Annotated in this window: 20 protein-coding genes; 9 read left to right on the top strand and 11 right to left on the bottom strand. The window is 71.1% G+C overall.

Annotated features, from left to right (window positions below):
• Positions 1 to 6: 6 nt before the first annotated feature.
• The 3 genes from efeB to ACFYPC_RS09950 are packed head-to-tail and all read left to right on the top strand — an operon-like array spanning position 7 to position 3,126.
• Entirely contained in the window at positions 7 to 1,263 is a 1,257-nt protein-coding gene (gene efeB / locus ACFYPC_RS09960; RefSeq protein ID WP_388673235.1) for an iron uptake transporter deferrochelatase/peroxidase subunit, read from the top strand.
• 2 nt (positions 1,264 to 1,265) lie between these two features.
• Entirely contained in the window at positions 1,266 to 2,156 is an 891-nt protein-coding gene (gene efeU, locus ACFYPC_RS09955; RefSeq protein WP_388673233.1) for an iron uptake transporter permease EfeU, read from the top strand.
• Positions 2,104 to 3,126: a hypothetical protein gene (locus ACFYPC_RS09950; RefSeq protein WP_388673231.1), complete on the top strand. Its 1,023-nt coding sequence runs from the start codon at positions 2,104 to 2,106 to the stop codon at positions 3,124 to 3,126. The genes efeU and ACFYPC_RS09950 overlap by 53 nt, the downstream gene beginning before the upstream one ends.
• Before the next feature lie 68 nt (positions 3,127 to 3,194).
• Here the strand turns inward: ACFYPC_RS09950 and ACFYPC_RS09945 are convergent, their stop codons facing one another.
• Together ACFYPC_RS09945 and ACFYPC_RS09940 are read right to left on the bottom strand one after the other, a co-directional pair.
• Positions 3,195 to 3,923, bottom strand: coding sequence for a bifunctional DNA primase/polymerase (locus ACFYPC_RS09945; protein ID WP_388673229.1), 729 nt, complete (start codon positions 3,921 to 3,923; stop codon positions 3,195 to 3,197).
• A gap of 177 nt (positions 3,924 to 4,100) precedes the next feature.
• Positions 4,101 to 4,796 (bottom strand): TetR/AcrR family transcriptional regulator, encoded by a 696-nt coding sequence (locus tag ACFYPC_RS09940; RefSeq protein WP_388673227.1) that lies wholly within the window; start codon positions 4,794 to 4,796, stop codon positions 4,101 to 4,103.
• 108 nt (positions 4,797 to 4,904) lie between these two features.
• On the opposite strand from ACFYPC_RS09940, the gene ACFYPC_RS09935 reads away from it, so the two are divergent.
• Positions 4,905 to 5,087 carry a DUF6243 family protein gene (locus ACFYPC_RS09935; RefSeq protein ID WP_388673225.1) on the top strand — a complete coding sequence of 61 codons (183 nt, stop codon included), beginning with the start codon at positions 4,905 to 4,907 and terminating at the stop codon, positions 5,085 to 5,087.
• Here the strand turns inward: ACFYPC_RS09935 and ACFYPC_RS09930 are convergent.
• The 3 genes from ACFYPC_RS09930 to ACFYPC_RS09920 all read right to left on the bottom strand — a co-directional run bounded on the left by ACFYPC_RS09930 (position 5,084) and on the right by ACFYPC_RS09920 (position 8,792).
• A complete protein-coding gene (locus ACFYPC_RS09930) occupies positions 5,084 to 6,067 on the bottom strand; it encodes a small ribosomal subunit Rsm22 family protein (RefSeq protein WP_388673223.1) in 984 nt (327 codons plus the stop codon). The two genes, ACFYPC_RS09935 and ACFYPC_RS09930, sit on opposite strands and share 4 nt — an antisense overlap.
• 195 nt (positions 6,068 to 6,262) lie before the next feature.
• Positions 6,263 to 7,465: a serine hydrolase domain-containing protein gene (locus ACFYPC_RS09925; RefSeq protein ID WP_388673221.1), complete on the bottom strand. Its 1,203-nt coding sequence runs from the start codon at positions 7,463 to 7,465 to the stop codon at positions 6,263 to 6,265.
• Positions 7,443 to 8,792 (bottom strand): multidrug effflux MFS transporter, encoded by a 1,350-nt coding sequence (locus ACFYPC_RS09920; protein WP_388673219.1) that lies wholly within the window; start codon positions 8,790 to 8,792, stop codon positions 7,443 to 7,445. Before ACFYPC_RS09920 ends, ACFYPC_RS09925 begins: the two co-directional genes overlap by 23 nt.
• A gap of 126 nt (positions 8,793 to 8,918) precedes the next feature.
• Here ACFYPC_RS09920 and ACFYPC_RS09915 point away from each other — a divergent pair, with 126 nt between their 5' ends.
• Positions 8,919 to 9,920 carry a Gfo/Idh/MocA family protein gene (locus ACFYPC_RS09915; RefSeq protein ID WP_388673217.1) on the top strand — a complete coding sequence of 334 codons (1,002 nt, stop codon included), beginning with the start codon at positions 8,919 to 8,921 and terminating at the stop codon, positions 9,918 to 9,920.
• A 227-nt stretch (positions 9,921 to 10,147) separates the two neighbouring features.
• Here ACFYPC_RS09915 and ACFYPC_RS09910 read toward each other — a convergent pair whose 3' ends face one another.
• A complete protein-coding gene (locus ACFYPC_RS09910) occupies positions 10,148 to 11,791 on the bottom strand; it encodes an alkaline phosphatase D family protein (protein WP_388673215.1) in 1,644 nt (547 codons plus the stop codon).
• Between the two features lie 144 nt (positions 11,792 to 11,935).
• Between ACFYPC_RS09910 and ACFYPC_RS09905 the strand changes: the two genes are divergently transcribed.
• The 3 genes from ACFYPC_RS09905 to ACFYPC_RS09895 all read left to right on the top strand — a co-directional run bounded on the left by ACFYPC_RS09905 (position 11,936) and on the right by ACFYPC_RS09895 (position 15,819).
• Positions 11,936 to 12,694, top strand: a complete 759-nt coding sequence (locus ACFYPC_RS09905) for an SDR family oxidoreductase (protein WP_388673213.1) — start codon at positions 11,936 to 11,938, stop codon at positions 12,692 to 12,694.
• A gap of 769 nt (positions 12,695 to 13,463) precedes the next feature.
• Positions 13,464 to 14,903, top strand: a complete 1,440-nt coding sequence (locus ACFYPC_RS09900) for an ABC transporter permease (RefSeq protein WP_388673211.1) — start codon at positions 13,464 to 13,466, stop codon at positions 14,901 to 14,903.
• A 190-nt stretch (positions 14,904 to 15,093) separates the two neighbouring features.
• On the top strand, positions 15,094 to 15,819 hold the full coding sequence (locus ACFYPC_RS09895; protein WP_388673209.1) for an ABC transporter ATP-binding protein: 726 nt from the start codon (positions 15,094 to 15,096) through the stop codon (positions 15,817 to 15,819).
• A 24-nt stretch (positions 15,820 to 15,843) separates the two neighbouring features.
• Here the strand turns inward: ACFYPC_RS09895 and ACFYPC_RS09890 are convergent, their stop codons facing one another.
• Entirely contained in the window at positions 15,844 to 16,839 is a 996-nt protein-coding gene (locus ACFYPC_RS09890) for an aldo/keto reductase (RefSeq protein WP_388673207.1), read from the bottom strand.
• Positions 16,840 to 17,005: 166 nt separating this feature from the next.
• The gene (locus ACFYPC_RS09885) at positions 17,006 to 17,332 is read right to left on the bottom strand and encodes a nuclear transport factor 2 family protein (RefSeq protein WP_388673205.1); all 327 of its coding nucleotides are present in this window, start codon (positions 17,330 to 17,332) and stop codon (positions 17,006 to 17,008) included.
• Between the two features lie 122 nt (positions 17,333 to 17,454).
• Here ACFYPC_RS09885 and ACFYPC_RS09880 point away from each other — a divergent pair, with 122 nt between their 5' ends.
• Positions 17,455 to 18,000, top strand: coding sequence for a DoxX family protein (locus tag ACFYPC_RS09880; protein ID WP_388673203.1), 546 nt, complete (start codon positions 17,455 to 17,457; stop codon positions 17,998 to 18,000).
• A gap of 94 nt (positions 18,001 to 18,094) precedes the next feature.
• Here ACFYPC_RS09880 and ACFYPC_RS09875 read toward each other — a convergent pair whose 3' ends face one another.
• The 3 genes from ACFYPC_RS09875 to ACFYPC_RS09865 all read right to left on the bottom strand — a co-directional run bounded on the left by ACFYPC_RS09875 (position 18,095) and on the right by ACFYPC_RS09865 (position 21,589).
• Complete coding sequence (locus ACFYPC_RS09875) at positions 18,095 to 19,834, bottom strand: thiamine pyrophosphate-dependent enzyme (protein WP_388673201.1); 1,740 nt, start codon at positions 19,832 to 19,834, stop codon at positions 18,095 to 18,097.
• A complete protein-coding gene (locus ACFYPC_RS09870) occupies positions 19,831 to 20,658 on the bottom strand; it encodes a FadR/GntR family transcriptional regulator (protein ID WP_388673199.1) in 828 nt (275 codons plus the stop codon). The genes ACFYPC_RS09875 and ACFYPC_RS09870 overlap by 4 nt, the downstream gene beginning before the upstream one ends.
• Before the next feature lie 172 nt (positions 20,659 to 20,830).
• Positions 20,831 to 21,589 carry an SDR family NAD(P)-dependent oxidoreductase gene (locus tag ACFYPC_RS09865; RefSeq protein WP_388673197.1) on the bottom strand — a complete coding sequence of 253 codons (759 nt, stop codon included), beginning with the start codon at positions 21,587 to 21,589 and terminating at the stop codon, positions 20,831 to 20,833.
• Positions 21,590 to 21,771: the final 182 nt, after the last annotated feature.

Here is a 21,771-nt window from a genome sequence, read left to right as displayed (position 1 = left end):
ATCACTATGACGGACACCTCCAACGGTTCCACCCCCTCCCGGCGTTCGCTGATCGGCTGGGGCGGCGCGGGTCTCGCACTCGGTGCCGCCGCTGCCGGTGGCGCGGTGGCGATGGCCCGTACGGGCAGCGACGTGGAACCGGTCGCCGAGTCCGGCGCCGCGATCGCCTTCCACGGAGCGAACCAGGCGGGTATCGCGACACCGGTGCAGGACCGGCTGCACTTCGCCGCGTTCGACGTGAAGACGGAGGACCGCGCCGAGTTCGTCCAGCTCCTGAAGGACTGGACCGAGGCTGCGCGGCGGGTCACCGCCGGGCAGGCGGTCGGTGAGGGCGCGTACGGCGGTCTGGCCGAGGCGCCGCCGGACGACACCGGTGAGGCGCTGGGCCTCAGTCCCTCGCGGCTGACGCTGACGATCGGCTTCGGGCCCTCACTCTTCGAGAAGTTCGGCCTGGCGGGCCGGCGGCCGACGGCCCTCGTCGACCTGCCGAAGTTCGCGGGCGACAACCTGGACGGGACCCGCAGCGGCGGCGACCTGTGTGTCCAGGCCTGCGCGGACGACCCGCAGGTAGCGGTGCACGCGATCCGCAACCTCGCCCGGATCGGCTTCGGCAAGGTCGTCATGCGCTGGTCCCAGCTGGGCTTCGGCAAGACCTCGTCGACGACGCCGGACGCGCAGACCCCTCGTAACCTCATGGGCTTCAAGGACGGCACCCGCAATATCGCGGGGACGGAGACCGACCGGCTGAAGAAGTTCGTGTGGGTGGAGGAGGGGGACGAGAAGGGCGCCGCGGCCTGGATGGCCGGGGGCTCGTACCTTGTCGCCCGGCGGATCCGGATGAACATCGAGACCTGGGACCGGACTTCGCTCCAGGAGCAGGAGGACATCTTCGGCCGTGACAAGGCCGAGGGCGCCCCGGTCGGCAAGGCGAAGGAGCGCGACGAGCCGTTCCTCAAGGCGATGAAGCCCGACGCGCACGTACGGCTCGCGCACCCCGACTCCAACCACGGCGCGACGCTGCTGCGCCGCGGTTACTCCTTCACCGACGGCACGGACAGCCTCGGTCGCCTGGAGGCGGGCCTGTTCTTCCTCGCGTACCAGCGCGATGTGCGCACCGGATTCATCCCGGTGCAGCGCAGCCTGGCCATCGACCCGCTCAACGAGTACATCCAGCACGTGGGTTCGGCGATCTTCGCGATCCCACCGGGCGTCCGGGACAAGGGCGACTGGTGGGGCCGGGCGCTGTTCTCCGAGGAGGCGTAGCCGTGTTCGCGAACTATCTGATCGGTCTGCGCGAAGGGCTGGAAGCCAGCCTGGTCGTCTGCATCCTCATCGCCTACTTGGTGAAGACCGAGCACCGCGAGGCCCTACGGCCGATCTGGATCGGCATCGCCGTCGCGGTGCTGATCTCGCTCGGCTTCGGCTTCGGCCTGGAGTACGGCTCGCAGGAGATGACCTTCAAGGCGCAGGAGGCGCTGGGCGGTTCGCTGTCGATCGTGGCCGTGGGACTGGTGACCTGGATGGTCTTCTGGATGCGGCGCACGGCGCGGCATCTGAAGGCGGAGCTGCACGGCAAGCTGGACTCGGCGCTGCTGATGGGCACCGGGGCGCTGGTGGCCACCGCGTTCCTGGCCGTCGGCCGGGAGGGCCTGGAGACCTCGCTGTTCGTGTGGACGTCGGTGCACGCGGCCGGTTCGGAGGACGGCACATTCAAGCCGCTGCTCGGCGCGCTGCTCGGTCTCGCGACGGCGGTGGTGCTCGGCTGGCTGTTCTACCGCGGGGCGCTGCGCATCAACCTGGCCAAGTTCTTCACCTGGACCGGCGGCATGCTGGTCGTCGTCGCCGCGGGTGTGCTGGCGTACGGCTTCCATGATCTCCAGGAGGCCGACTTCCTGCCGGGGCTGACGAACAAGGCGTTCGACATCAGCGGCGCCATCCCGCCGGACAGTTGGTACGGCACCCTGCTCAAGGGCGTCTTCAACTTCCAGCCCGACCCGACCGTCCTCCAGGTCACGGTGTGGGCGCTGTATCTGATCCCGACGCTCGCGATTTTCCTTGCCCCGGTAGGGTTCGCCTCCGGGAAGGGGAAGGTGAAGACACCTGATGAGCAGGGATCGCAGGGTTCGCGGGGATCGCAGCATTCGAAGGCTTCGTAGTCGCGGCCAATTCGCCCTGGCGACGGGCGCGGTGACCGTTCTGTCCTTGACGGCGAGCGGCTGCGTGGTGGTGCACGGGGAACGGGAGATCGTGCCGACGGCGACCCGGACGGAGGCCGCCCGCGCCCTCAGCGACTTCACCACCGCGTACAACAAGGCGGACAAGGCGTACGACCGCTCGCTGGACGCCGGTCATGTCACCGGCCCGCTCTCCGACATCGACGGCGCGAAGCTGGACGCCGGGCACGAGAACAGCCCGGCCGGCAACCCGGCGCACGCTCCGCTGGAGCTGACCGACGCGAAGTTCACCATCCCCGAGAAGGCGGGCTGGCCGCGCTGGTTCCTGGCGGACACCCAGGCCAACAAGGGCTCGGACGACACCCGTTGGCTGCTGGTGTTCACCCGGGGCAGCGCGAGCGACGTGTGGGAGGCCTCGTACCTGACCGTCCTGGCCAGCGACGACGTACCGGAGTTCGAGAAGGACGCGGACGGCTGGGCGCAGCCGGTCACGGCGGACGACGCGGCCCTCGCGATCGAGCCGGAGGAACTGGGCCAGGCGTACGCGACGTATCTGGCGAGCGGTGGCGACACCTTCGCGCCGGGCGCCCACACCACCGAGTGGCGGGCCCTGCGCGAGAAGAACGCGAGCAAGCCGGGCCTGGCCCGGCAGTACGTCGACGAGCCGCTCAACTCCGGTGACTACGCCCCCGTCGGGCTGCGCACCACGGACGGCGGCGCACTGGTCTTCTTCGCCACCCGACACTACGAGAAGCAGACCGCCGCCACGGGCGTCGACCTCAACGTCACCGACGTGAACATCAAGGCCTTGATGACCGGCGAGGTGAAGCAGTCCCTCACGCTGGAGTTCGTCTCCAACGAGGCGGTCCTCGACCCGGCGAAGGGGTCGGGGGACCAGCAAGTGGAGTTCCTGAGCCGGGTGCAGGGGCTGACGGGGGCGAAGGGCGAATAGCCCGCGCCCGTAGGGGTTCAGCCCCGGTGGGGGTTCAGCCCCTGCGCAGGTTCAGCCTCGGTGGGGGTTCAGCCCCGGTGGGGCCAGGCCGCCAGTTGGTCCGAGCCGTCTCCGACATAGCGGGCGCAGGCGTCGGTCAGCATTTCGAGGATGGTGAGCGGGTCCGGCAGGGGGTGCTCGGGGCCCCGCACCCAGTCGACCGTCAGGTCACCGGGGAGCTGGGCGGGCGGCACGAGGACGTACGACCCGCGACAGTGCCAGCGCAGGCCCGGGTGTTCGTCCATCGTCTCGGGGTGGCAGTCCAGCTCGCAGGGCCACCACTCGTCCGGGTCCTCGGGCGTACCGCGGGTGGCCGTGAAGAAGAGCATGCGGTCTGCGCCGGACTGGGCGACGGGTCCGACCTCGATCCCGGAGGCCAGCAGTCGCTCCAGCGCCTCGCGCCCCGCCTCCAGCGGCACGTCCAGGACGTCGTGCACCATGCCGGTCGCGGTGATGAAGTTGGCGCGTGGCTGGTGCCTGGCCCAGCGCTCGATCTGGGCGCGGTCGGTGGTGGACTGGGTCTGCCAGGCGAAGGAGACGGGGTGGCGCGCGGGGGTGGGACAGCCGACGCGGTCACAGGAACACCGGTATCCGGAGGGGTACGCGGCTTGCGCGAGCGGCAGCCCGGCTGCGGCAGCGGCGAGCAGCAGGGCTTCACGTCCGCTGCCGTCGTCGGCGGTCTCCTTGGGGCGGCGGCCACGCAGCCACTGGGAGATCCTGCCCTGCGCGCCGGAGCGGCTGCCGAACTCTGCGCTCATGTATCGCCTCGCCTCGCCGTAGTGGCTACGTCTTGCGTCCTGCCCCATGGTCCCACCATCCTGCGCTCCGGGTGGCCAGAGCTGACATCCGGGGTGGGCGGGGGCGATGCGCCTGCGGCAGGAATCAGGCGCGTTTGCGTATTTTGGTGTGATTTATCTCGCCGCCCCGGTGGCCGCTCAGCGCGGGGCGAGGCCGTGGAGGGCGTATTCGACCAGGGCGTCCGTGTACGCGTAGTCGATCGGGCCGGTGCGCTGGAGCCAGCGCTGGGCGAGCGGGGAGACCCAGAGTTCCAGGGCGATGCGCAGGTCGATGCCCTGCCGCACCTGGCCGACGTCCTGGGCGGAGCGCAACCGCTTCACGTACAGCTGGAGCTGGGGTTCGAGGAGCTTCGTCACGAACTCGACGCCGACCTGTTCGTTGACGACGCCCTCGGCGGCCAGCGCGCGCGAGGGGATCTCGAACTTGGGGTCGAGGAGCTCGTCGACGGTGGCCCGCAGGACCAGCTTGAGGTCGGCCTCCAGATCGCCGGTGTCCGGGATCTCGTACGCCGCCTGCTCCCCCAGGATCTCGGGCCGGGCCGCGGCCTCCGCCGCCTGGGCGCTGAGGTCGATGAACGCCTCCAGGAGCACCTCCGCCTTCGACGACCACCAGCGGTAGATCGTCTGCTTGCCGACGCCGGCACGGGCGGCGATGCCCTCGACGGTGGTCTTCGGGTAGCCGACCTCGCCGACGAGGGCGAGGGCGGCGTCGTAGATGGCACGGCGGGACTTCTCGCTGCGGCGGGTGGAGTCGGGGGTGGGCTTGGCCGGGGGCTGGGTGGGCTCGCCCTGGGTCTTGAGGGGCTTGGGCGGCTCGGGGGGCTTCTGGACCATGGGGCGAACCTATCAGGTTGACAAGACGGTGCGTCTCGCCGGACAGTAGTGGAGCAATGACGAGACGATACGTATCGTTACGCGATCTGAGAGACAAGGAGTGCAGTCATGAGCCGAGGCGGAAACGGAAACACGCTGGGAGTCGGCGGCACCCGCAGCAATCTGGGCCGCAAGGCGCTGCGCGGCGGTGGCCGGGGCAACCGGATCGGCGGGGGTCAGGACCCCCAGGCCCAGAAACGGGAACTGCTGCGCAAGTTGCAGGAAGAGCGCCGCAGTGCGGAAGGGAGTTAGCCCCCCTGGGGCGGCGGCCAGGCGTCGCCCCAGTCCGCGCCTCGGGCCGCCTTGTACAGGAGCCCGTGGCGCTTGCTGACCGTCTCCCGGCGGAGTGCGGGCTCGGTCTCGCAGAGGTCCAGGAGCACTTGGCCCTTGCGGATCTGCGGCTTGCGGACGACGCGGGACGGGGCGGGGGAAGGCGGGAAGCGGGTCGCGGCGACATAGCTGAACTTCTCGTCCTCGTAGGGCAGTGAGCCGCCCTTGACCTGGCGGTGCAGGGAGGAACGGCTGACCCGGGCCGAGAAGTGACACCAGTCCTCGCCGGGGACGATGGGGCAGCCCGCGCTGTGCGGACAGGGCGCGGCGACCTGGAACCCGGCGCCGGTCAGGCGGTCGCGGGCCTCGATGACGCGGGCGTAGCCATCGGGGGTGCCCGGCTCGATGATCATGACGGCCTGGGCGGCGGACGCGGCGGCGTCGACGACGTGGGCGCGGTCGGCGTCGGTCAGTTCGCCCAGAACGTAGGAGACGGTGACGAGATCAGTGCTCTCGATGGTGAGCGCCGCTCCGATACGAGAGCGGTGCCACTCGGCGGACTTCAACTCCGGGTTCGCCGCGGCGATTTCCCGGCCGAGCGCGAGCGCCGGCTCCGCCCAGTCGAGCACCGTGACCGGGCGCGTGCCCTCCCAGGTCGCGTTCACCGCCCAGGTCGCCGCGCCGGTGCCGCCGCCGACGTCCACGTGACTGTCCGGCGCCCAGCCGGGGGCCGCGTCCGCGAACGCGTCCAGTGCCGTGCGTACCGCCTCGAAGGTCGCGGGCATCCGGTACGCGGCGTACGCGACCACGTCCGAGCGGTCGCGCAGGACCGGGGTGTGCGTCGGGGTGTGCCCCCGGTAGTTCGCGATCAGCCGCTCCACCGCCTGCGCGGCCACCTTCGGCGGGAGACCGTCGAGAAGTCCGGCGAGGGCGGTACGGAGGGTTTCGGCGGGGGCGGTCACGTCGTGATTCTACGGTTGGCGGGGCGGGGGGTTGGTTTCTCGCCCCCTCCGCCCTTACCCGTCCCATCCTTGCGGGGCTGCGCCCCGTTTCAGCCCGTCCGGCGGTTGAGGACGAGCGCGTTCAGCGCGATGCGGGGGTCTGGGGGCTGCAGCCCCCAGAGGCAAGGGCCGGGCAGGGGCGGAGGGGGCGAATAACTACCCGCCTCCAGCACCCCGCACCGCCCGGGCCACCCGCGTTCCCGCCGCCGCCCGCGGTCCGTTGTCGGCCGGCCGGCGCCGGGGATGCACCGTGTTCGCCAGTAACACCACGAACGTGTCCGTCGCCGGATCCAGCACCAGCGACGTCCCCGTGAATCCTGTATGCCCCGCCGCACCGCGCCCCGCGAGGTCGCCCATGAACCAGGCCCGGTCGAGGGCGAAGCCGAGGCCGGGCGGGGTGAGCATGAGTTCGACGAGGTCGGGGCCGAGGATGCGGGCGGGGCCGTAGGAGCCGCCGGCGAGGAGGGTGCGGCAGAAGACGGCGAGGTCGCGGCCCGTGGAGAAGAGGCCGGCGTGGCCCGCCACACCGCCGAGGGCCCAGGCGTTCTCGTCGTGGACCACACCACGCAGCATGCCCCGATCGGCCTTGGCCCACGGCCACCGCTGGTCCTCCGTGGCCGCCGCCCCGGGACAGGGCCCGAAGCCCGTGGCCGTCATCCCGAGCGGCCGGGTGATCCCGTCGCGCACGAGAACGTCCAGCGTGCGCCCGGTGACGCGCTCCAGGACGTGCTGGAGGAGGAGCAGGTTCACATCCGAGTAGACGTACTCCCCCGGCTCCGACTCGGGCGCCTCCGCCCGGAGCATCGCGAGCCGCGCCCGGTCGTCGGGGCAGTCGTACAGCGGGACTTCGGGCCGCATCCCAGAGGTGTGGGTGAGCAACTGCCGTACGGTCACGCCGTGTTCGACGACTCCACGGAAGTCCGGCAGATACGCGCCGACACGCGAGTCGATGCCGAGCGTGCCCCGCTCCAGCTGCTGCACGGCGGCGACCGCCGTGAACAGCTTGGTGAGGGAGGCCAGGTCGAAGGGTGTGTGGACGGTCGCGGGCACCCGTGTCTCGGGCGGCAGTTCGACACCCGTCTGCGCCTCCTGGTCGTACGAGGCGTAGCGGACCGCCCACCCCGCCGCCTCCTCGACGGCGATGACCGGGCCGCGCCCGGCGACCAGGACGACGCCCGCCGCCCAGGGGTCCGTCCCGCCGGTGAGGGCACGTACCTCCCGTACGAGGTGCTTCAGTTCTCCGGGGTCGAGCCCGGCCCGTTCCGGTGAGTCGATGCGCAGTCTCGGCGCGCTCAGCTGTCCCCGCCTTTCCGTGTGAAGTACGTCTTGATGTACGTCATCCCCCGCTCTCGGCTCCACTGGAGCGGGCGGACCCCCATTGCCAGGGACGGCACAGTCCCACGAAGCAGGCGGCGGCCACCAGTACCGCCGCCAGTTGGACGACGGCCATCGGGACGGCGGTGTGCTCTCCGGCGATGCCCACGAGGGGTGAGGCGATCGCGCCGATGAGGAAGGAGGTGGTTCCCAGGAGCGCGGAAGCGGAACCCGCTGCGTGCTTGACCCGCATCAGGGCCATCGCCTGCGTGTTGGGCATGGCCACGCCCATCGCCGACATCAGCACGAACAGCGCGACGGCGACCGGAACGAGCCCGGTCTCGCCGAACACGCCCGTGGACATCAGCAGCAGCGCGGTCGCGGCGAGCGTGACGACCGCCAGACCGACGGCGAGAACTTTGTCGAGACTGACCCGGCCGACCAGGATCTTGCCGTTGATCTGGCCGACGATCACCAGGCCGACGGAGTTGACGCCGAAGAGCAGGCTGAAGGTCTGCGGGGAGGCGCCGTAGATCTCCTGGATCACGAAGGGCGAGGCGGAGATGTACGCGAACAGCGCGGCGAAGGTGAACCCGCCCGCGAGCATGTAACCGGTGAAGACCCGGTCGGCCAGCAGTCCGCGCATCGAGCGCAGCGCCTCACCCACGCCGCCGCCGTGCCGTTCGGCGGGCGCGAGGGTCTCCGGCAGCCGGAACCAGACCATCGCCGTCAGCGCGATGCCGACCCCCGTGAGGACCACGAACACGCCCCGCCAGTCGGTGATCCGCAGGATCTGCCCGCCGATGAGCGGTGCGACGACCGGGGCGACGCCGGAGATCAGCATGAGCGTGGAGAAGAAGCGGGCCATCTCCACGCCGTCGTAGAGATCGCGTACCACCGCTCGCGCGATGACGATTCCGGCCGCGCCGGCCAGGCCCTGGACGAGTCGGAAGGTGACGAGGAGTTGGATGTTCGGGGCGGTGGCGCACATCGCGGTGGCCAGGATGTAGATGAGCAGGCCCACGAGCAGCGGTCTGCGCCGCCCCCACCTGTCGCTCATGGGGCCGACGACGAGCTGCCCGAGCGCCATGCCCGCGAGGCAGGCGGTGAGGGTGAGCTGGACGGTCGCGGCGGGGGCGTGCAGGGACCTGGTGACCTCCGGCAGCGCGGGGAGGTACATGTCCATCGCCAGCGGGGGTGTGGCGGTGAGCCCGCCGAGGATCAGGGTGACGAGGAGTCCGGTGCGGCGGAGGGCGGCGGTGCCGTGCACGCCGGGCAACGCCGCGACGGCCGTGTCCGATATGGGCCCCTCCCGGTCGTCCCGTCCGGCCCGGCCCTCCTGCTCCCGTGCGGTGGTGCCACGCTCGGGCATGCGTCCCTCCCTCTCCGATGATCCGGCACCTATGCTCTCAGTTCGAACAGCGTGTTCGGGCCACGGAGGCCGCAGCGGCCGTAGAGGTCGCAGAGGTCACAGAGGTGACAGAGCGAGGGGCCGGAGATGGCAGTGGATCGCGTGCGGTGGGGCATTCTGGCGACGGGCGGGATCGCCGCCGCGTTCACGGCGGACCTGGTGGACCTGCCGGACGCCGAGGTGGTGGCCGTGGCCTCGCGGACGGACGCCTCGGCGAAGGCGTTCGCGGAACGGTTCGGGATTCCCAGGGCGTACGGGGACTGGGCCTCGCTCGCCGAGGACGCGGACGTGGATGTGGTGTACGTCGCCACTCCGCACTCGGCGCACCGGGCCGCGGCCGGAATGTGTCTGGAGGCGGGCCGCCATGTGCTGTGCGAGAAGGCGTTCACGCTGAACTCGCGGGAGGCGGAGGAGCTGGTCGCGCTCGCGCGCCGGCACGACCGCTTTCTGATGGAGGCCATGTGGACGTACTGCAATCCGCTGATCCGGCGGCTCAAGGCGCTCGTCGAGGACGGCGCGGTCGGTGAAGTGCGCACCGTGCAGGCCGACTTCGGGATCTCGGGTCCGTTCCCGCCCTCGCACCGGCTGCGTGACCCGGCGCAGGGCGGCGGCGCGCTCCTCGATCTCGGTGTCTATCCGGTGTCGTTCGCGCAGTTGCTGCTCGGGGAGCCCTCGGACGTTGTCGCGAGAGCAGTGCTCTCCGACGAGGGCATTGATCTCCAGACCGGAGCCGTGCTCTCCTTCGAGAGCGGCGCTCTCGCAACGGTGCACTGCTCTCTCATCGGTGGCACCCCCACCACGGCCTCGGTCACCGGCTCCGAGGGCCGCATCGACGTCCCGAACGGCTTCTTCTCCGCGAACCGCTTCGTCCTGCACCGCGACGGCCGCGACCCCGAGGAGTTCACGGCCGATCCGGCAGACGGCCTCCGCAACAGCCTCAGGCACGAGGCCGCCGAGGTCATGCGCGCCCTGCGGGCCGGCGAGACCGAGTCCCCGCTGGTCCCGCTCGACGGCACCCTCGCCGTGATGCGGACGCTCGACGCGATCCGGGACCGCATCGGCGTCCGCTACCCCTGGGAGACGATCTGACCGGTGACGGCCGGATCAGATCCGAACCGGCCGGAGCGGAACCTGCCCAAGCCGAGCCAGCCGGACCAGAACCGGCCGAAGCCGAAGCCGCCCAAGCCGAACCGGCCAGGACCGAACCGGCCGGAGCCGAACCGGCCGGGACCGGACCGCCGGGACCGGACCGTCGACGCCGGACCGTCGACGCCGGACCATAGGCGCCGGACCATAGGCGCCGGATCGGCCGGGGATCAGGCGGACTTGAGGCCCTGGTCCCCGACCTCCGTCACGAACGACGCCGCCGTCGTGATCGGAGCGCCCGGCGTCGTCACGGCGGACACCGTCTTGAAGTCCGCCCGCGCCGACTCCCGCCCCAGCTCGACCGTCACATAGCCGCGCCGTCCGTTGTAGAGCTTCATGTGCGGGTTGGCGCCGGTGTACGTGTCCCAGGTGGCGGGCTTGTCCGCGCCGTCCCTGCCGCTGGAGATCGACGTGGCGACGATCTCCGTGCCGAGCGTCGCGGACGACGGGTCGTCGAAGTCGTCCTTGATGTCGTAGGCGTACGCCACATGCACATCGCCGGTGAGCACCATCAGGTTCTCGATCCCGGCCGCCTTCGCCCCGTCCAGGACGCGCCGGCGCGAGGCGCGGTAGCCGTCCCAGGAGTCCATCGACAGCCTGGCGACCGGAGCGATGTCCAACTTCCGCTGGGCGAAGTTGACTTGCTGCGGGACCACGTTCCACAGCGCCCGTGAGCGGCGCCAGCCGTCGAGCAGCCACCGCTCCTGCGTCTCGCCGGTCATCGTGCGCGCCGGGTCGTCGATCTCGGGCCCGGGGAGGTCGAGTCCGTCGCCGTACGCCTGGTTGGAGCGGTACTGCCGGGTGTCGAGGATGTCGAACTGGGCGAGCCGGCCCCAGCCCAGTCGCCGGTAGAGCTGCATGTCGGGCCCCACCGGTTGCTGCGGGCGCCGCAGCGGCTGGTTCTCCCAGTACGCGCGGTAGGCGGCGGCGCGGCGCAGCAGGAACTCCTCCGGCGGTACGTCGTTCTCGGGGATGTCGTCGGCGTAGTTGTTCTCGGTCTCGTGGTCGTCCCAGGTGACGACGAAGGGGTGCGCGGCGTGCGCGGCGCGCAGGTCGGGGTCGGACTTGTAGAGGGCGTACCGCAGGCGGTAGTCCTCCAGGGTCAGGGTCTCGTGGTTGAAGTGGTCGGGGATGACCCGGTCGGTGTAGTTGCGGTAGCCGCCGACGGAGTTGACCGCGTACTCGTACAGGTAGTCGCCGAGGTGGAAGACCACGTCGACGTCGTCCTCGGCGAGATGGCTGTACGCGGTGAAGTAGCCGTCCGTGTACGCCTGGCAGGAGACGGCGGCGAAGGTGAGGGCCGACGCCTGGGCGAGGGCGGCGGGCGTCGTGCGCGTGCGGCCCGTCTCGCTGATCCAACTGCCCGTCCGGAAGCGGTAGTAGAAGACCCGGTCCGGGGCGAGGGAGCCGACCTCGACGTGCACGGTGTGGTTGAACTCGGGGTGCGCGGTGGCCGTGCCACGTCTGACGATCCGGCGGAAGCGCTCGTCGTGGGCCAACTCCCAGTGCACGGAGACACGTTCGGCGGGCAGACCGCCGTCGGGCTGGTACGGGGCGGGCGCGAGCCGCGTCCACAGGAGTACGGAGCCGGGCAGTGGGTCGCCCGAGGCGACCCCGAGCGTGAAGGGGTCCTCGGTGATCTTCGACGCGTCGAGTTCCGCGGCGCTCGCCACGCCCGCGGTCGGCAGGTTGACGGCGAACGCGACCGCGGCGGCCGCCGCGGTGTGAGTGAGGAAGCGGCGGCGGCCGATGTGGCGGGCGACGGCGCGGAGTTCGGGGGCGTGCTGCGACGGATGCTGGGCTGCGGGTGTCATCTGGCCCTCCCCTGACAGTGGTGGTGCCTGTCATTGGAGTGGCCGCGATCAACGTCAGCTTGGCGCGTACACAACAGCATGATGGCGGACGCGTGAGTTCCGCATGACGGCCCCCGCGCCAGGTCTCCCGTACGCTGCGGGGCCATGAATGCCATGCAAACGAAGATCGCTGTGGTCACCGGAGCAGGATCGGGTATCGGACGCGCCGTTGCCGTGGAACTGCTGCGCACCGGCTGGTCGGTGGCGCTCGCCGGACGCCGGCCACAGATGCTGGACGAGACGGCCGCCCTCGCCCCCGAGGGCCCCTCGATCGCCGTACGGACCGATGTCGCCCGCCCCGACGACGTCGAGGCCCTCTTCGCGGCCGTACACGACCGCTTCGGACGGCTGGACCTGCTCTTCAACAACGCCGGTACGTTCGGCCCCGGCGGCGTCCCGTTCGAGGAGCTGCCGTACGAGGCCTGGCGGCACGTCGTGGACACCAACCTCAACGGGGCGTTCCTGTGCGCGCAGGCGGCCTACCGCCAGATGAAGGGGCAGGACCCGCAGGGCGGCCGGATCATCAACAACGGCTCGGTCTCCGCGCACACCCCGCGCCCGCACTCGGCCCCGTACACGGCGACCAAGCACGCGCTGACCGGGCTGACCAAGTCACTGTCCCTGGACGGGCGTCCGTACCGGATCGCCTGCGGTCAGATCGACATCGGCAACGCGGCGACCGACATGACCGAGCGCATGCGAACCGGAACCCTGCAGGCGAACGGGGAGACGGCGGTCGAGCCGGTGATGGACGTCGCCGATGTGGCTCGCACCGTGCGGCACATGGCGGAGCTGCCCCTGGAGGCGAACGTGCAGTTCGCGACGGTGCTGGCGACGGCGATGCCGTACGTGGGGCGCGGCTGAGGAAGCCGCCCAGCCCCCCGCAGCTGCCCCGTCAACTCTCAACATGTACAAACGGAAGCTGAACCTCCGGACCATAGAGGCCGGTAGCGGGCTTATGCTCGACGTCTCCTCCATCAGAGCTTCACACTTGGAGCACAGGACTTCGGTACGGCCACGGTGCACACCACGGTCCACACCGAGGGGGAGGAACAGCCGTCCGCGGCCGGGGTGGGGGCGGACCTCGCACCGGACCGCGGGGTACGCACCGGGCCGCGGACGGCTGCAACCGCACATCGGCCGGCGACAGCCGTTGCCGCCTGCGCAGCCACCCATCCCGACCGACATGCCGACCGACATGCCGACCGACGGCGCTGATTATCGCCCCGCTCACAAAGGCAGTCCGTGACACCGTGACACCGCACGGCGGGGCGGGGCGAAAAAGGGAATCCACCGCGTTCCCAAAGGGAGCGCAAAGGCAGCGGACGGGAAAGCGCCGCCGGCACCTGCTCGACATGCCGAAAAAGGCGCGGACCCGCCCCGTACACCTGCCCGCCGTCCCAGCTGGGGATACGTACCGGACGGGCCCGCCGTTCTTCACCAAGAACCCACTCAACAGGCACTACCTGGCAGCCAGCCCTAGGTAACCTGAGAATCAGCTGTCTGATGAAACATTGATATCGGGCCTCACATTCTCAGCCCTCACACATCCTTTACTCAGCCCGACGCAAAGGTTCCTTCATAGCTTGTGGCCGCGCCCACCAGCGGGCGCCAAGAACCTTTGAGGAACGGGATGTTTGGCATCTATCTCAAGCGTGAGCTGAGCCGGCGCAAGAAGGCGGCCCTGGTCATCGCCCTGGGTCTGGCGCTCGGTATCGCGCTGGTCATCACCGTCAACTCGGTGTCGGCCGGCATGACGCAGGCCCAGGACAAGGTCCTGACCTCGCTGTACGGGCTCGGGACCGACATGACGGTCACCAAGGCCCAGGCAGCACCCACGGACGGCGCGTCGGGCCGTCCCAAGTTCGACTTCGAGGCAGGCTCGGACAGCAGCGAAACCCAGAGCTCCGACCGCGTGATGCCGCAGGGCGGGCAGGCGCTCAAGGCCTCGCTCGTCACCGAGGTCGCCGATCAGGCAGGGGTGGCGAGCGCGGTCGGCGCGCTGAACCTGAACGTCACCAAGGTCGACGGTTCCTTCACCCAGGGCACGGCGGAATCCGCGGCGCCCTCCGGACAGGGCGGGGGCCAGGGCAGCGGCGGCGGCCAGCCGCGCGTGCAGGGCGGCGGCGCCTCCTTCGACGTCAACTCGTACTCCGTCGCCGGCGTCGACGTCAGCAACCTGGACCTCGGTCCGCTCGCCACGTCGAAGATCACCACGGGCACGACGTTCACCACCGCGCAGTCCAACTCGAAGGTCGCGGTGGTCAGCGCGTCGTACGCCAAGGAGAACGAGCTCACGACCGCCAAGACGATCACGATCTCCGACACCAAGTACGACATCATCGGCATCGCGACTCCCGACAGCAGCGAGAGCACCACCGACGTCTACCTGCCGCTGAAGCAGGCGCAGACGCTGGGTGACTCGGCCGACGAGGTCACCACGATCTACGTCACGGCGACCGACTCCAAGCAGATCGACACGGTCAAGGCAGAGATCCAGAAGAACATCTCGGGGACGACGGTCACCACCTCCGCCGACCTGGCGGAGACCGTCTCGGGTTCGCTGTCCACCGCCTCCAACCTCGCGACCAGCGTGGGCAAGTGGCTGTCCATCGCGGTGCTCATCGCCGCGTTCCTGGTGGCGGCGCTGCTCACCTCCTCCGCCGTCTCCCGCCGGGTGCGTGAGTTCGGCACCCTCAAGGCGCTCGGCTGGCCGTCCCGCAAGGTCACCCGACAGGTCGTCGGCGAGTCCATCGTGAACGGCCTCATCGGCGGCGCGCTCGGCATCGCCATCGGTGTCGGCGCGGCCTACGCCGTGACGGCGATCAGCCCGACACTGACCGCGGAGCTCGGCTCCACGGCCGGCGCGGGTGGAGGCGGCGGCGGCGGTCGCGGCGGCGCCCAGCAGGCGGCCACCAACACCATGGAGATCGCGCTCTCCGCGCCGGTCTCGCTGACCACCATCGCGCTCGCGGCGGGCCTGGCCATCGCCGGCGGTCTGATCGCCGGTGCGATGGGCGGCTGGCGCGCCTCCCGGATGCGCCCGGCGGACGCGCTGCGCAGCGTTCAGTAACAGTCCCTCGGGCAACCGGCCTTCGGGCCGGCCCCCAGGTCCTGTCGTCACCTTCCCGTCTGCCCTCCTGGCGGACGACGGGAAGGTGACGACAGGACCTAGAGCTGGGGCGCCGCGTCCGTTCCCCCCGGGTCGCGGCGCCCCGCCCCCTTTCGTCACCTCACCTGGCTGCTTCATCTTCGGAGAACTCATGTACAAGCTCACCGGCGTCACCAAGCGCTACACACGGGGCAAGGACACGGTCGAGGCGCTGCGCGGCATCGACCTCACCATCGAGGACGGCGACCAGCTCGTCATCCAGGGCCCCACGGGTGGCGGCAAGTCCACCCTGCTGCAGATGATCGGCGGCCTCGACCGCCCTTCCTCGGGCAGCGTCGAACTGGACGGCGTGGACCTCGCCTCCATCAGCGAGGCCAAGCTGACCCGGCTGCGTGCCGAGAAGATCGGCATCATCTTCCAGTCGTTCAACCTCATCCCGACGCTGACCGCGCAGGAGAACGTCGAGACGGCGCTCGTGCCGCTCGGTGTGAAGCCCAAGGAGCGGCGCGAGCGGGCCGCCGAGGCACTGACCTCCGTCGGCCTCGGCGACCGGCTGACCCACGCCCCCTCCGAGCTGTCCGGCGGCCAGCAACAGCGTGTCGCCATCGCACGCGCCCTGGTCAAGAAGCCGAAGGTGCTCCTCGCCGACGAGCCGACCGGCAACCTCGACGAGGGCACCCGCGACGACATCATGGGGCTGCTCGACGGGTTGTGGCACGAGTACGGGCTGACCTTCATCATGGTCACCCACGACTCGTCCATCGCCCGCCGCGCTCCGCGCCTCGCCACCATCAAGAAGGGGCAGATCTCGCTGAAGGAGCAGGGCGGCGGGACACGGCGCGCCCCCGTTCCGGCTCCCCAGCAGTTCGTCCAGTAGCGGTCCGGCGGTCCTTGGGGCCGCTCACCGTCCGAGAACCCGGTCGACCTCGGTCAACTGCTCGGCGGTGAGCGGCCCTTCGGCGATCGCGCCCGCGTTCTCCTCGGCCTGGGCGACCGAGCGGAAACCGGGGATCGGGACAGTCCGAGGGCTGCGCGCCCAGATCCAGGCGAGGGCGCCCTGCGCGAGCGTACGGCCGTTGCTGGTGAGGATGTCCCTGAGAGCGTCGACCCTGGCGAGCCACTGCGGGTCGGCGCCGCTGCTCTCGTTGAAGCCCGGCAGCCAGGCGGGCGGGGTGTTGCGGATGTCCCCCGCTTCGAGGGCACGCCCCGGCGCGTGCTTCCCGGTCAGCAGACCCATCGCGAGGGGGCTGCGATTGATGCTCGCGAGGTCCGACTCCTCGCAGAGCGCCAGGAGTTCGGGGGCGTCCTGGAGAATGTTCAGACAGTGCTGTACGGCCGCGCAGTGCTCGCCCGCCGCGAAGACGGCGGCCCGCTCGGGGTCGTCGGTGCTCCAGGCATACGCGCGGATGAGCCCCTCGCTCACGAACTCCTCGCAGGTCTCCCGGAGTTGGGCGGCACGGTCCGGGTCGGCGTCGGAGATGTGCAGCTGGTAGAGGTCGACGTAGTCGGTGTCCAGGCGGCGCAGTGAGGCGGTCAGCGCGCGGCGGGCGTACGCCGGGGAGTCGTCGCTCCCCTGCGCGACACGGCGCTCCTCGTCGGTCACGTTGCCCCACTTGGTGGCGACGACCACGTCGGCGCGGCGCTTGCCGAGAGCGCGCGCGAGGACCCGCTCACTGTGCCCGGTGCCGTACGCGTCGGCGGTGTCGAAGAACGTCACGCCGAGGTCGAGGGCGCGCCGCACGGCCCGTACGGACTCCTCGTCGTCGACCTTGCCCCAGCCCAGCGGCTGCCCGTCGGCGCCCGCCCATTCGCCGCCGATGGCCCAGCAGCCGAAGCCGAGTGCGCTGACCTCGATGCCGCTGCGGCCCAGTGTCCTGTGATGCTCGAAGGTCTCCATACGTGGGGACGCTAGGAGTTGGAGTGCACGCGAGGGCAAGACCTGGGTGGAGGGTTGTCACGGCGGGTTGTGGCGGCGGGGCCTGTGACGGCGAGTTGCGACGGCCAGCCCCCCGGCCGCCGTTGGTGCCGGCTGGTTACGCCTGGCCGGGGTTGGTGCCGGCTGGTTACGCCTGGCCCGTCTCGAAGCGGGAGATCCTGCCGCCGTCGTCGACGGTGAAGCTCCACCTGGTCTTCATCTCGCCCCAGGTGTCGTTGCTGTAGCGGGCGATGAGGGAACGGCCGCCCTTGGACTCGTTGTCGACGTCCATGTGGCCGCGGGAGGAGAAGATCTCCCGGTCGGTCCAGTCGGCGAGGTCGCGGTCGGAACCGTCGTCGGACATGGTGGCGCCCGGGGCGAGGACGGCCTGGAAGGCGTCGCGGTCATGGGCGTTCACAGCGGTGACGAACGCCCGGACGGCCGGGTCGCTGAGTCTGGCTACCTGAATCGTCATGCCAGCCAGACTCACACCGCTCTTCGGGGGCCGCCACCCGAACGGCGGCGCGGGCGCGCCGGGTGGGGGTCATGGGTGCGACGGTGGAGGTCCCTCCGCCCCGTCCGTTCCGGGAGTTCACTGTGACCTGTTTCGACCGACGTGATCTGGGACTGCTGCTGCTCCGCCTGGGTACGGGCGGGGTACTGGCCGCGCACGGGACGCAGAAACTGTTCGGCTGGTTCGGTGGGGGCGGGCTCGAAGGCACCGGGGCGGCCATGGAGTCCATGGGCTACACACCCGGGAAGACGAGTGCGACGGCGGCGGGCCTCGCCGAGGCGGGCGGCGGCGCACTGCTGGCACTGGGCCTCGCGACCCCCGCGGCCGGGGCGGCGGCGGCCGGCGCGATGGCGGGCGCGGCTGCGGTGCACACACCGAACGGGTTCTTCGCACAGGGCGGCGGCTACGAGTACGCGGCGAGCCTGGGCCTGACGGCGGCGGGTCTCGCCGTGACGGGACCCGGCAGGCTCTCCCTCGACCATGTGCTGGGGCACACGGTGAACCGCGGCTGGATGGTTCCGGCCGCGCTGAGCGTGACGGCGGCGGTCACCGCGGTGGTCGTGGGCGCGCGCAACCAGCGGGTGCGCAAGGCGGCGGAGGGCGAGCAGGACACGCTGTTCGACGAGTAGGGGTCCGTCGGCCGTTCCAGGGGAAAGCTGCTCGCGCATTGTCTACGCACCTTGGGCCGGCGGGTGGTTTCTCCCCGGTCTGCCGGACATCCCATCAGGGCTTGAACTCGCCCGCCGCGCTCACGGTCACCTGGAGGACGAGCGGCTCGGTGCGGTCGGCCAGCCCTGGGCAGAGCGCGTCGAGCGTCTCGCACAGGTCCGCGTAGGCGTCGATCCTGCGGACCGGGCAGCCGAAGGACTCGGCGAGGCCGGCCACATCGACCTCCTCGAAGGACGGCCAGGGCGGTTTGCCGCCCTGCTGCTCCGCGAGCCGGTCCATCACGGCGTAGCGGCCGTTGGCGAGGACGACGAAGACGGTGCCGACGCCGTAGTGGGCGGCGGTCCACAGGGCCTGGATCTGGTAGAGCGAGGATCCGTCACCGATGACGGCGACCACCGGGCGGCGCGGCTGTCCCATACGTACGCCGATCGCGGCGGGCATCGCGAACCCGAGCCCGCCCATGGCGGCGCTGAGGAAGCCGAGCGGCCGCCGGGCGGGCAGCAGGGCGTGCAGGTCCGGGCGGGAGGAGGGGGTCTCCTCCACGATCACCGTGTCCGCGGGCAACCGCTGCGCGAGCGCCGCCAGGACGTGGGAGGGGCTCAACGGCTCCCCGGCGGCGGGGGGTTCGGGGTTCGGGGTCCGCTGCGCGGGTTCCGAGGTCACGGGCCGGGACGGGGTGCGGCGGGCGAGCCGGTCGCAGAAGTCCGGCAGGGCTGCGACCACCGCGAGTTCGGCGGGCGCGCGGTGCGCCTCGGCCGGGTCGTCGGTGACGACCACCACTCGGGCGCCGGTCAACTCTCCGGGTGCGTAAGGGTATTGGCGCAGGAAGGGCGCGCCCACGCAGAGCAGCAGGTCGTACGGGTCGAGCGCGGCGCGCAGCCGTGGCCGGTCGGAGGGCAGATGCCCGGCGAACAGGCGGTGGTCCTGCGGGAAGCCGGCGCGCGCCCCGAAGGGCTCCTGCCACACCGGGCAGTCGAGCCGCTCGGCGAGGGAGGTGAGCGCGGACCAGGCTCCCCCGCTGTCCGCGCCCGCTCCCACGACGAGGGCCGGCGCGGTTGCCCCGGCCAGCAGCGCGGCGACCTCGGCGACGACCGACACGTCCGCCGACGCCGCCCGGCGCAGGGCGGCCGGCGCGGGTATGGGCAGGTCCTCGGCGGGCTCCGCCCAGTCGTTCATGGGTACGAGGACCAGCGCGGGGCCTCTTCCCTCGCGGGCGGCGTGCACGGCCCGCCCGATCGCGCCGGGTACGTCCTGGGCGCGTACCGGTGACTCCACGCGGACCGGGTAGTCCCCGGCCAGGCCGTCCAGCCGGCCTGTGAGGAAGGGCTCCTGGGCAAGGTGCCGGCGGTCCTGCTGACCCACCAGGACCACGAGGGGTGCCCGGTTCACACGGGCGGTGGCCAGCGCGCCCACCGCGTTGCCCAGGCCCGCCGTGGTGTGCAGCAGCACCAGTGCGGGCTGCTCGCGCGCCAGGGCCCAGCCTGTGGCCGCGCCGACCACCGAGCCCTCGTGCAGAGCGAGTACGAACTCCAGGTCCTGAGGCAGATCGGTGAGGAGCGACACCTCCGTCGAGCCCGGGTTGGCGAACAGTGTGGTCAGCCCGTGCAGCCGCAGGACGTCGAAGGCAGCGTCGCGGACGGTACGGACCGCGACCGGACCTGGACCCGCATCCGCATCCGCACCCGCACCCGCACCCGCACCCGCACCCGCACCCGCACCCGCACCCGCACCCGCACCCGCGAGCGTCTCGGCGCTGCTTGTTCCGGTCGTGGTTGTCTCCGGTAGGTGCGTCACGACAGCGTGCTCCTTCGGTTCGTGACCTGCCCGCCAAGGCCCACGTTGGCGCGCAGCCACGCGGTGAGAGCCTCGGTGAGCCCGACGTCGGATCCAGCGGTCTCACCCTTGCGGACGGAGACGATCCGCTCCACCACACGCTGGTGGTACTCACGGACCGCGGACGCGGCGACAACGGGATCGCGGCCGGCGATGGCGTCCACGATGCTCAGGCGCTCCGCCTGAAGGGCGCCCGCGACCCTCCCCCAGTCCCGGCCCTCGCCGCCCGCCAGCTTGACCGCGAGCCCGATCTGAACCTCGGTGATGAACCGGCACAGCGCGGCCAGCAGCGGGTTGTGGGAGATCTCGGAGAGGGTGACGAAGAACTGCTGGAGCGCCGCGGCGGACCGCTCGACACCCTCGGCCGTCGCACTCGACTCGGCCGCGGCCCGCAGGCCGGCGATCTCCTCGTCGGAGGCTTGTTCGGCGGCGAGTTCGGCGGCGTACGCGTTGAGCGCGCCGAGCAGGCCGAACACCTCGCGGGCGCCGACCTTCTCGAACTGCACGACGGAGGCGATGGACATGGCGAGCAGGGTGTCGCCCTGCGCGTTGACCGTCGCCCGGCTGCCGTTGCGGGTGGTGACCAGGCCCATCGCGGTGAGGACGCGGATCGCCTCACGGATGGTGGGCGCGCTGACGTCGTACGACGCGGCCAGTTCCCGTTCGGAGGGGAGCCGCGAGGCGTCCGGCAGGGCACCGCTGAGGATCTGCTCGCGGAGGTCCTCGACGATCTGGTCGGCGACCCGGCCGCGGTAGATCTTCGCCGGGGTATGGGGCACGGACATGACACTCCCAAGGGGGTTCTGGACCTCGCTCCCCGGACTGGCGTGCCCCGGGGACTTCGACGACCCATCCAACCAGCAAGTTAACCTACTAGGTAGGTTCTTTCAAGGTTTGCACAGCTTGCACTACCTGCAGTGCTCGCCAGGCCCGCAAGCGCAGGGCTTGCCGGGCCGCTCAACGCTCCGCCTCGCTGGGGCGGATGAGCAGTTGGCTTACGGCGGCGTGCGCGGGGCGCGTCACGACGTACTCGACGGCGTCGGCGACGTCCATGGCGCTCAGCCGCTCGTAGGAGCCGATCTGGGCGGCCATCGCCTCCCGCGCCGCGCGCGGGAACAGTTCGGTGGTCACCGCGGACGGTTCGAGGACCGAGACGCGGACCCGGCGGCCCGCCACCTCCTGGCGCAGCGCCTCGCTGTACGCGTTGAGCCCGAACTTGGACGCGTTGTACACGCTCGTGCTCTTGTGGACGACGCGCCCCGCCACCGAACTGACATTGACCAGGTCGGCGACCCGACGGGGCTCACTCGCGGCCGCCTCGACCAGGTACGGCAGGGCGGCGTGCGCGCAGTACATGCTGCCGAGCAGATTCACCCCCACCACCTGGTCGAACTCCGCGGGCGAGGAGTCCATCAGCGGGCCCCGCTGGGGCACGCCGGCGTTGTTGACGAGGATGTCGAGGCGTCCCCACTCCTGCACGGCGCGCTCCACCGCCGCGCGAGCCTGCTCCGCGTCGGTCACATCGGCCTCCACGGGCAGTGCCCGCCCGCCCGTGGCCGCCAGCTCCTCGGCCAGCGCCACGAGCCGGTCCTCGCGCCGGGCCACCAGGGCCACGGCCGAACCCCGCGCCGCGAGGACGCGCGCCACGGCGGCGCCTATCCCGCTGGAAGCACCGGTCACCACGGTGACGGTCCCGTTCAGATCCATGTCGGCCATCTCAGACTCCCTCGGCTCTCGGCTTCGACGAAAAGCTCATCACCTACCTTGACACAAACCTACCAAGAAGGTTTCGTGGATACCGCGACAACCGGATGTCATCTGGACGAGTGCGCCGCGGCGGGACCCGTGGCAACGCTGCCCGGCCGGTCGCGAACAGTCATCAGGCCCTTCGCGAGAAG

It is taken from the genome of Streptomyces sp. NPDC005808 (assembly GCF_042871385.1).
Lineage (GTDB): Bacteria > Actinomycetota > Actinomycetes > Streptomycetales > Streptomycetaceae > Streptomyces.
Note: the sequence above shows the minus strand (reverse complement) of the source record. Positions and strands in the feature narration are given on the sequence as shown.

Excerpts from the sequence above, each read along its gene's own strand:
- efeB (WP_388673235.1), top strand. The coding sequence starts at position 7 with ATGACGGACACCTCCAACGGTTCCACCCCCTCCCGGCGTTCGCTGATC.
- ACFYPC_RS09950 (WP_388673231.1), top strand. The coding sequence starts at position 2,104 with ATGAGCAGGGATCGCAGGGTTCGCGGGGATCGCAGCATTCGAAGGCTT.
- ACFYPC_RS09945 (WP_388673229.1), bottom strand. The coding sequence starts at position 3,923 with ATGAGCGCAGAGTTCGGCAGCCGCTCCGGCGCGCAGGGCAGGATCTCC.
- ACFYPC_RS09940 (WP_388673227.1), bottom strand. The coding sequence starts at position 4,796 with ATGGTCCAGAAGCCCCCCGAGCCGCCCAAGCCCCTCAAGACCCAGGGC.
- ACFYPC_RS09935 (WP_388673225.1), top strand. The coding sequence starts at position 4,905 with ATGAGCCGAGGCGGAAACGGAAACACGCTGGGAGTCGGCGGCACCCGC.
- ACFYPC_RS09920 (WP_388673219.1), bottom strand. The coding sequence starts at position 8,792 with ATGCCCGAGCGTGGCACCACCGCACGGGAGCAGGAGGGCCGGGCCGGA.
- ACFYPC_RS09915 (WP_388673217.1), top strand. The coding sequence starts at position 8,919 with ATGGCAGTGGATCGCGTGCGGTGGGGCATTCTGGCGACGGGCGGGATC.
- ACFYPC_RS09910 (WP_388673215.1), bottom strand. The coding sequence starts at position 11,791 with ATGACACCCGCAGCCCAGCATCCGTCGCAGCACGCCCCCGAACTCCGC.
- ACFYPC_RS09905 (WP_388673213.1), top strand. The coding sequence starts at position 11,936 with ATGAATGCCATGCAAACGAAGATCGCTGTGGTCACCGGAGCAGGATCG.
- ACFYPC_RS09900 (WP_388673211.1), top strand. The coding sequence starts at position 13,464 with ATGTTTGGCATCTATCTCAAGCGTGAGCTGAGCCGGCGCAAGAAGGCG.
- ACFYPC_RS09895 (WP_388673209.1), top strand. The coding sequence starts at position 15,094 with ATGTACAAGCTCACCGGCGTCACCAAGCGCTACACACGGGGCAAGGAC.
- ACFYPC_RS09890 (WP_388673207.1), bottom strand. The coding sequence starts at position 16,839 with ATGGAGACCTTCGAGCATCACAGGACACTGGGCCGCAGCGGCATCGAG.
- ACFYPC_RS09885 (WP_388673205.1), bottom strand. The coding sequence starts at position 17,332 with ATGACGATTCAGGTAGCCAGACTCAGCGACCCGGCCGTCCGGGCGTTC.
- ACFYPC_RS09870 (WP_388673199.1), bottom strand. The coding sequence starts at position 20,658 with ATGTCCGTGCCCCATACCCCGGCGAAGATCTACCGCGGCCGGGTCGCC.
- ACFYPC_RS09865 (WP_388673197.1), bottom strand. The coding sequence starts at position 21,589 with ATGGCCGACATGGATCTGAACGGGACCGTCACCGTGGTGACCGGTGCT.